At 62.3% G+C, this 6,912-nt stretch carries 7 protein-coding genes; 3 read left to right on the plus strand and 4 right to left on the minus strand.

The window, feature by feature from the left end; translation table 11 throughout:
- Nucleotides 1-8: 8 nt before the first annotated feature.
- On the minus strand, nucleotides 9-1,031 hold the full coding sequence (locus tag AUR04nite_RS16875) for a FecCD family ABC transporter permease (RefSeq protein WP_141367315.1): 1,023 nt from the start codon (nucleotides 1,029-1,031) through the stop codon (nucleotides 9-11).
- Nucleotides 1,028-2,032: a FecCD family ABC transporter permease gene (locus AUR04nite_RS16880; RefSeq protein WP_246055584.1), complete on the minus strand. Its 1,005-nt coding sequence runs from the start codon at nucleotides 2,030-2,032 to the stop codon at nucleotides 1,028-1,030. The genes AUR04nite_RS16875 and AUR04nite_RS16880 overlap by 4 nt, the downstream gene beginning before the upstream one ends.
- A gap of 134 nt (nucleotides 2,033-2,166) precedes the next feature.
- Here AUR04nite_RS16880 and AUR04nite_RS16885 point away from each other — a divergent pair, with 134 nt between their 5' ends.
- Entirely contained in the window at nucleotides 2,167-3,171 is a 1,005-nt protein-coding gene (locus tag AUR04nite_RS16885) for an ABC transporter substrate-binding protein (RefSeq protein ID WP_141367317.1), read from the plus strand.
- A gap of 72 nt (nucleotides 3,172-3,243) precedes the next feature.
- Here AUR04nite_RS16885 and AUR04nite_RS16890 read toward each other — a convergent pair whose 3' ends face one another.
- Together AUR04nite_RS16890 and ffh are read right to left on the minus strand one after the other, a co-directional pair.
- Nucleotides 3,244-4,437, minus strand: coding sequence for a hypothetical protein (locus AUR04nite_RS16890; protein WP_141367319.1), 1,194 nt, complete (start codon nucleotides 4,435-4,437; stop codon nucleotides 3,244-3,246).
- 124 nt (nucleotides 4,438-4,561) lie between these two features.
- The gene (gene ffh / locus AUR04nite_RS16895) at nucleotides 4,562-6,124 is read right to left on the minus strand and encodes a signal recognition particle protein (RefSeq protein WP_141367321.1); all 1,563 of its coding nucleotides are present in this window, start codon (nucleotides 6,122-6,124) and stop codon (nucleotides 4,562-4,564) included.
- A gap of 113 nt (nucleotides 6,125-6,237) precedes the next feature.
- On the opposite strand from ffh, the gene AUR04nite_RS18190 reads away from it, so the two are divergent.
- Together AUR04nite_RS18190 and AUR04nite_RS16905 are read left to right on the plus strand one after the other, a co-directional pair.
- Nucleotides 6,238-6,429, plus strand: a complete 192-nt coding sequence (locus tag AUR04nite_RS18190; protein ID WP_141367323.1) for a hypothetical protein — start codon at nucleotides 6,238-6,240, stop codon at nucleotides 6,427-6,429.
- Nucleotides 6,430-6,471: 42 nt separating this feature from the next.
- Nucleotides 6,472-6,912: hypothetical protein (locus AUR04nite_RS16905; RefSeq protein ID WP_218024701.1), on the plus strand; the 441-nt coding region annotated here is incomplete at its 3' end.

The following is a 6,912-nucleotide window of genomic DNA, read 5'->3' on the forward strand; positions in this document are numbered from 1 at the left end:
GAACTGTGTTACCTGATGTTCCGGGTCCTCGCCTGCTGCACGACCAGGAACATCAGGTACGGCGCACCAATCACGGCCGTGGCCACACCCGCTGGCAGCGCTACGGAAAACGTTCTGGCAGCCAGCAGGTCCGCTGCCAGCACGAAGATCATTCCCAGTAAGGCACTGTGAACCACCGGCGGAACAATGCTGCGCGAGAGAATACGGGCTGCATGGCCACTGGCCAGAGCCACGAAGGCAAGCGGACCAGCCACCACAGTAGCCGCCACCGCCATGATGGTCGCCAAGCCCAGCAGCACCAGCCGGTCCCTTGCCACCTCGGACCCCAGACCCCGCGCTGTGTCGGCATCCATAGCAAGAACCTCCCGCTGTGGACGAAGCACCACTGCGATGACTGCGCAGATGGCAATAACCAATGGGGCTATAGCCAGGTCCTGCCATGACAGGCCGTTGACAGTTCCCGCCATCCAGGTCAGCGCCTGCTGGGCATTAACCACCTCGCCCAGAGTGAGCATCCAGGAGGTCAGCGCCGCGCACAATCCGCTCATTCCAATGCCGACAAGCACCAGCCTGTTGCTTTCGAGATTGCTGCGCCACACCACAGCGAAGACGATGACGGTGACCAGCACGCCGCCAGCCACGGCGAACACGGGCATTCCCCACTGGCCAAACCCTGCAGGCAGCCAGGACAACTGAGCCACCGCGGCCATGGCCGCCACCGCTCCGGCCGAGGCGCCATTGGTGACACCTAGAATGTCCGGGCTGGCCAGCGGATTGCGGGCGACATTCTGCGTCAATGCGCCAGCCACACCGAATCCCACGCCAGCGGTGATCGCGGCGAGGGTGCGCGGAAGGCGGAATTCATAGATCATCAGTGCCGTGCGCCCATCGGGCGGGAAGCCGAAGAGCGTAGAGAACACGTCATTCAGTGCGATGGCCGTACCGCCCACGGCAACATGCACACCGATGGCCAGCACGGCAATAAAGGCAAGGGCCAGGGCTGAGAACAGCGCGGGATTCAGATTCTTCACACACTCACCGCCCGGCGCCGGTGGGCCACATGGATAAAGAACGGCGCGCCGATCAGCGCCACAACGACGCCCACCGGCAGCTCGCCAGGGCGGGCCAGCAACCGGCCGAGGATATCACTTAGGCAGAGGAACAACGCTCCACTCAATGCGGCAGCGGGGATAAGCCAGCGGTAGTCGGCTCCGAAGAAATAGCGGACCAGATGTGGAACAACCAGGCCAAGGAATGCAATGGGGCCGGCCAGGGTCACGGCGAATCCGGAGAGTACCACCATCGCGGCTAGGCCCGTGATCCGAGACTTTATGGCGCTAACCCCTAGGCTGGCGGCGGAGTCCTCGCCGAGGGTCAAGACATTAAGCTGCCCCGCGTTGATCGATGCCAGCCCCAGGCCCAGGGCCAGCAGCGGCCAGAGCATCAGGGCTGACTGATAGCCCTGGACCACGGAACCGACCTGCCAGAAGCGAAGTGTTTCAAGGGCCGCCTCACTGAGCAGCACTACGGCGGAAACCACGGCGGCACACAGGGCGGTCACCGCAGCACCCACGAGGACCAAGGTGGTTGGAGAAGCACCGCGCCCATCGATGCGGGCAATGCCGAAGACCGCCAGTGCCGCCAGCAGGGCCCCAGCTAGCGCCAGCAAGGCTTGGCTCCAAGGGTTCTGGGGGCCAAAGAATACGGTCACTGCCACGATCATCACAGCGGCGCCCTGGTTGATGCCCAATAGTCCAGGATCTGCAATTGGGTTGCGCGTGTGCCCCTGGATCAATGTTCCGGCCACCCCCAAGGCCGCGCCGGCAGCCAGTGCAGTGACGGTGCGCGGCCAACGGATCTCACGGATGGCAATGTCGCTTACCTGGTCGTTGGGCGTGACTACTGCATGCCACAGTTCACTTATGGTGGATGTTGTACTGCCGATCCACAGACTGGCGGCGATGCTCAGAAGCACCGCAGTCAGCACAATGGCCAACAGCGCAACGCGTCGAGGTATGCGTTGAGCGTTCAATATTTCCTTGCTGGGCTCTCGTGGTTCCGCCCAGGATTTGTTCCGTGCTAATGTTTCTTTTCGCGTACTGAGTTTACCCTAAGCTAATTACCCAAGGCTCAATTTCGCTAATCACTCGTAACGAAAGTATTCACATGAATTTCTCCCGTGTATTACGCCTCGCAGCAGTCTCCGGTGTCGCCGCTGTTGCCCTGACCGGCTGCGCCGGTTCCACCCCTTCGGCTTCCGAAACGTCGCAAAGCGGCGCAGCGGCGGACGCAGCCTTCCCCCGCACGGTGGAGCACTTCCGCGGCAAGGCCGAAATCCCGGAACGTCCACTGCGTGTAGCCGCGCTGGATCCATCCTATGTGGACGCAACTTTGCTGCTGGGTGCAGAACTGGTTGCCTACACCGAATACCGCAAGTCCGGCAACGAATTTCCGGAGTACCTCGGCGACGTCTCCGAATTGACTGACGAGGCGGTCAACGTGGGCACCATTGCTGAACCTGACCTGGAAAAGCTGCTGGCCGCAGACCCGGATATCATCATTTCCGCCGACGTGCGCCAGGGTGCAATGTTCGACCAGCTGCAGAAGATCGCACCTACCGTCTTCTCCGAGTCCACCGGACCGACCTGGAAGGAGAACGTTGTTCTGCTGGGCGAGTCGATCGGCAAGGAAGATGAGGCCAAAAAGGCAGTAGCCGACTACGAGGCCCGCGCAGCAGCCGTTGGCAAGGAAATCCTCGCCAAGGATAAGGACACCACCTACTCGCTGGTGCGCTTCGCCGGGGAAGACACCGCACGCCTCTACGCCACCGATTCATTCATTGGCGAGATCATGGTGGACATGGGCATCCCTCGTCCGAAGGATGCCCCTGACACTACCGAGTCCATCTTTGTTCCGTTGAGCCCTGAAGAAATCCTGAAGGCGGATGCCAAGGTCATCTTCCAGTCGACGTGGGCTCCTGAAGGCGCCGAAGGCGACGCTTCGCGTGATCAGGAGAAGAAGTTCACGTCCAACCCCCTGTGGAAGAAACTGACCGGCGAAGTCATGCCGGTTGACGACTCGATCTTCCTCTCTTCCGTATCACTGCAGGGTGCCGGCGAAGTCATCACCCAGGTCGCCGAGCACTTTGAGGTTGACCCGCAGCTGCCATAATCAGCATGCAACTAGAAAGCGCCCCGGACGGTAGTAATACCGGTCGGGGCGCTGCACTGCCATAGAACGAAATTATTTCGCCTTCGAGCCGCGCAAAGACGCGAAGATTCCCTTGGCCAGGTAGAAAGCTCCGTCTGCGTACCAGGCGGCCATGAGCAGCCTGCGCGCCCCGGCAGGGACCCACGCGAACGTCTTGGACTTGGACAGCAGCGCATGGGCAGCCGCGCCGGAGGCGAGCACTGCGAACGAGGATCCGATCAGTGCCTTGGGCTTCCAGTTATAGCGGAAGGCGAGCTTGGCGATGCCGGTGGCTTCGCGTTCGAACTCGCCCAGCACGGCCTTGATGGTGTCTACCGCTCCGCCGGTGAGCACGACGCGCACGTTGGCAGGCAGCGGCTGTTCCATCAAGTAGTTGATGCTGCTGTCGTCAAAGCCCAGCAGGGCCACGAATTCCCGCAGCCCTTCCAAGGTGGCCGGCTGGGAGACTAGCTCCTTGGCCCGCTCCAGCGCTGCGGCATCGGTGATGAATGCGCTGAGGTTCCCGATGTCTGCGTCATCCCAGCCCAGCAGGCTTGCATCAAGCTGCTCCAGCAGCGCCGCACCCTGGCTGCCCGCGTCCGGGTCGATGATCGTGGTTCGGGACAGGTCGACGTAGTAGCCGGTGGAGCGGCCCAGCGACCCGAGACCCGAGGGCCTGCCCAGCACCAGCGCGCTGATCGTGGCCCCGGTGCGGGTCACCGAGAGCACCGGGCGGTTGGAGCGGGCGATCATGGTGATGTCGATCGGCTCGGCAGGCATGGCCATCAGCCCAGTGCCCGAGTCCCAGAAGGTCAGCACGTTCTCGGCAATGCCGGAGGCCAGCACCACCTCGGGGCTCTTCAGCTTGGGGCCGTGGACCAGTTCCATGCTGGAGGGGTAGTCCCCCAGGACTTCTTCATCAGGGGTGGGCCCGTCGATTTCCTCGCCGTTGACCAGCACGTAGTCGGCCCCGGTGGAGTTCTTCAATTCGTGGACCAGGCGGGTCACCCGGGAGCCTTCGCGCAGCTTGCCCTTGGCGTCCACCCGGTAGAGCACCGCATCGCGCGCTTCGGTGACGGTGGCCACCTCTGCCAGCACTTCGGTGGCAAGTTCGCGTTCAACAGCGCCGGAAACGAACCCGAGGAGTCGGCGGTCTGCCAGCGCGGTGCGCACCACCTCGGCGGCATCAGGCTTGTGACCTAAGAAGATGAATTCAATGTTGAGGTTGCTGAACTCGGTTGACTCCACGAAAAGGAAACCTCTTTTTTGGTTCGGAGGGACTGGTTTTTTGGGGGTACTTCCATCATAGACAGGCCAAAGGCCGCCAGTTGGTGTCCACTGGCGGCCTGGCTGTTGAACTATGAGGAAGTTCCTACTTCTTGCCTAGGTATTTTTCGAATCCTGCCGGCAGGTTCAGGCTCGACGGATCGAAGTCCTGGGCGCCCTGGCCAAACGCTGCACCGCTTGGCGCGGAAGCCTTCTTCTGCGAGGCTTCCAGCTGGGCCTGCGCAGCCTTGGCAGGGTTGCCGTACTTGACCTGCTTCTTGCCCTTGCCCTTGGCCTTCGCCTTGCGGGCGGCTCCGCGGCCTGCACCCGGCATGCCCGGGATGCCGCCGCCGGCTGCCATCTTCTTCATCATCTTCTGCGCTTCGGTGAAGCGCTCAAGCATCTGGTTCACCTCGGAGACCGAGACGCCGGAGCCCTTGGCGATGCGGGCACGGCGCGAACCGTTGATGATCTTCGGCGCCACACGCTCGTGCGGAGTCATCGAGCGGACGATGGCTTCCACGCGGTCGATCTGGCGCTCATCGAACTGCTCGAGCTGCTGGCGGGAAATCTGTGCGCCGGGCATCATGCCCAGCAGCTTCTTCATCGAGCCCATCTTCTTGATCTGGGCCATCTGCATCAGGAAGTCGTCGAGGGTGAAGTCTTCCTGGTCGGCGAACTTCTTCGCCATGCGCTCGGCTTCGCCCTTGTCCCAGTTCTTCTCAGCCTGCTCAATCAGGGTGAGCACGTCGCCCATGTCCAGGATGCGGCTGGCCATGCGGTCCGGGTGGAAGATTTCGAAGTCATCCAGGTTCTCGCCGGTGGAGGCGAACATGACCGGCTTGCCGGTCACGGAGGCCACCGACAGCGCGGCGCCACCGCGGGCATCGCCGTCCAGCTTGGACAGGACAACGCCGGTGAAGTCGACGCCCTCGTGGAAGGCCTGGGCGGTGTTGACCGCGTCCTGGCCGATCATCGCGTCGATGACGAAGAGCACTTCATCAGGGTTGATGGCGGCGCGGATGTTCGCGGCCTGCTGCATCATTTCGGTGTCGACGCCCAGACGGCCGGCGGTGTCGACGATGACGATGTCATGCAGCTTGGACTTGGCCTCGGCGACGCCGTCGCGGGCTACCGCTACCGGGTCGCCGGTTGGGGTGTCGAACTCGGAGGACACGCCCGGGTGCGGTGCGTAGACCGGCACGCCGGCGCGTTCGCCGTTGATCTGCAGCTGCTTAACAGCGTTGGGGCGCTGAAGGTCGCAGGCTACCAGCATTGGGGTGTGGCCTTCGGCCTTCAGGTGCTTGGCCAGCTTGCCGGCCAGGGTGGTCTTACCGGCACCCTGCAGACCTGCGAGCATGATGACCGTCGGAGGGTTCTTCGCCAGGTTCAGGCGGCGGGTCTCGCCGCCGAGGATCGCAACGAGCTCCTCATTGACGATCTTGACGACCTGCTGGCCCGGGTTCAGGGACTCGGAAACTTCGGCGCCCAGTGCACGTTCCTTCACCTGGGCCACAAAGGCGCGGACCACCGGCACGGCAACGTCAGCGTCCAGCAGGGCGCGACGGATTTCGCGTACTGTACCGTCTACGTCTGCCTCGGACAGGCGGCCCTTGCCGCGCAGGTTCTTGAAGGTTGCTGTCAGGCGATCGGAAAGTGAATTAAACACGTGCCGGGCACTTCTTTCGATAGGTCTTGTGGTGCGAATTAAAATCGCACAGGACTCGACTTATAAGAATATCAAGAATCACGGCCCCGGCTAACCCGGTACACACGGTGAGATTGGTCAAGGATGCTGCGCAGGAGCATGCCGCCCCTGAAAGCAACTTCCAGGGGCGGCATTTCGACAGCCTGAACTCCGGTTATGGTTTGGCTTTTGGCTGTTGCTTCACCGTGGCGGCAGGCGCGGTCGATTTGCCTTCAGCAGGTTCGTCTTTTGCGGTTCCCTTCGGGGTTGCCGCCTTGACGGACTGAGTTTCGACGCTGGCTTGAGGCTTTTGCACCTCAACTGCCTTGGTGCTGGATTTCGGCACGCTGGCCGTGGCCTTCACCGTTGGGCTTGGAGCCTCTGAGCTGATTTTGCTTGGGCTTGGCTTGTCAACTGGTTTAGGTTCTGCCGGCTTGGTAGTTGCGCTTGACTTGCTCGGTGCCGTTGTGGGCTGCACGGGCTCCGCCGGCTTGCTGCTTGGCGCGGCAGATGGCTCTGCGGTCTTCTCCGGCGCTTGGCTGTTTTCCGATCCTTCTGGCACTTTAGGCGCTTCTGTTTCTACCGGTGCTTTGCTCGTTTCACTTGGCTCAGGTTCGGGCTCGGCTGACTCTGTTGGAGTTGTCGGCAAAGCACTTTCGGTAGGCTCCGGGTCGGCGCTCGGGCTGGTCGGCTTCGGAGTCTGGCTAGGCTTCGGCGACTTCGACGGCGTCTCAGACGGCTTCTCCGATGGAGACTGCGAAGGCGAACCG

It is taken from the genome of Glutamicibacter uratoxydans, assembly GCF_006539925.1.
Lineage (GTDB): Bacteria > Actinomycetota > Actinomycetes > Actinomycetales > Micrococcaceae > Glutamicibacter > Glutamicibacter uratoxydans.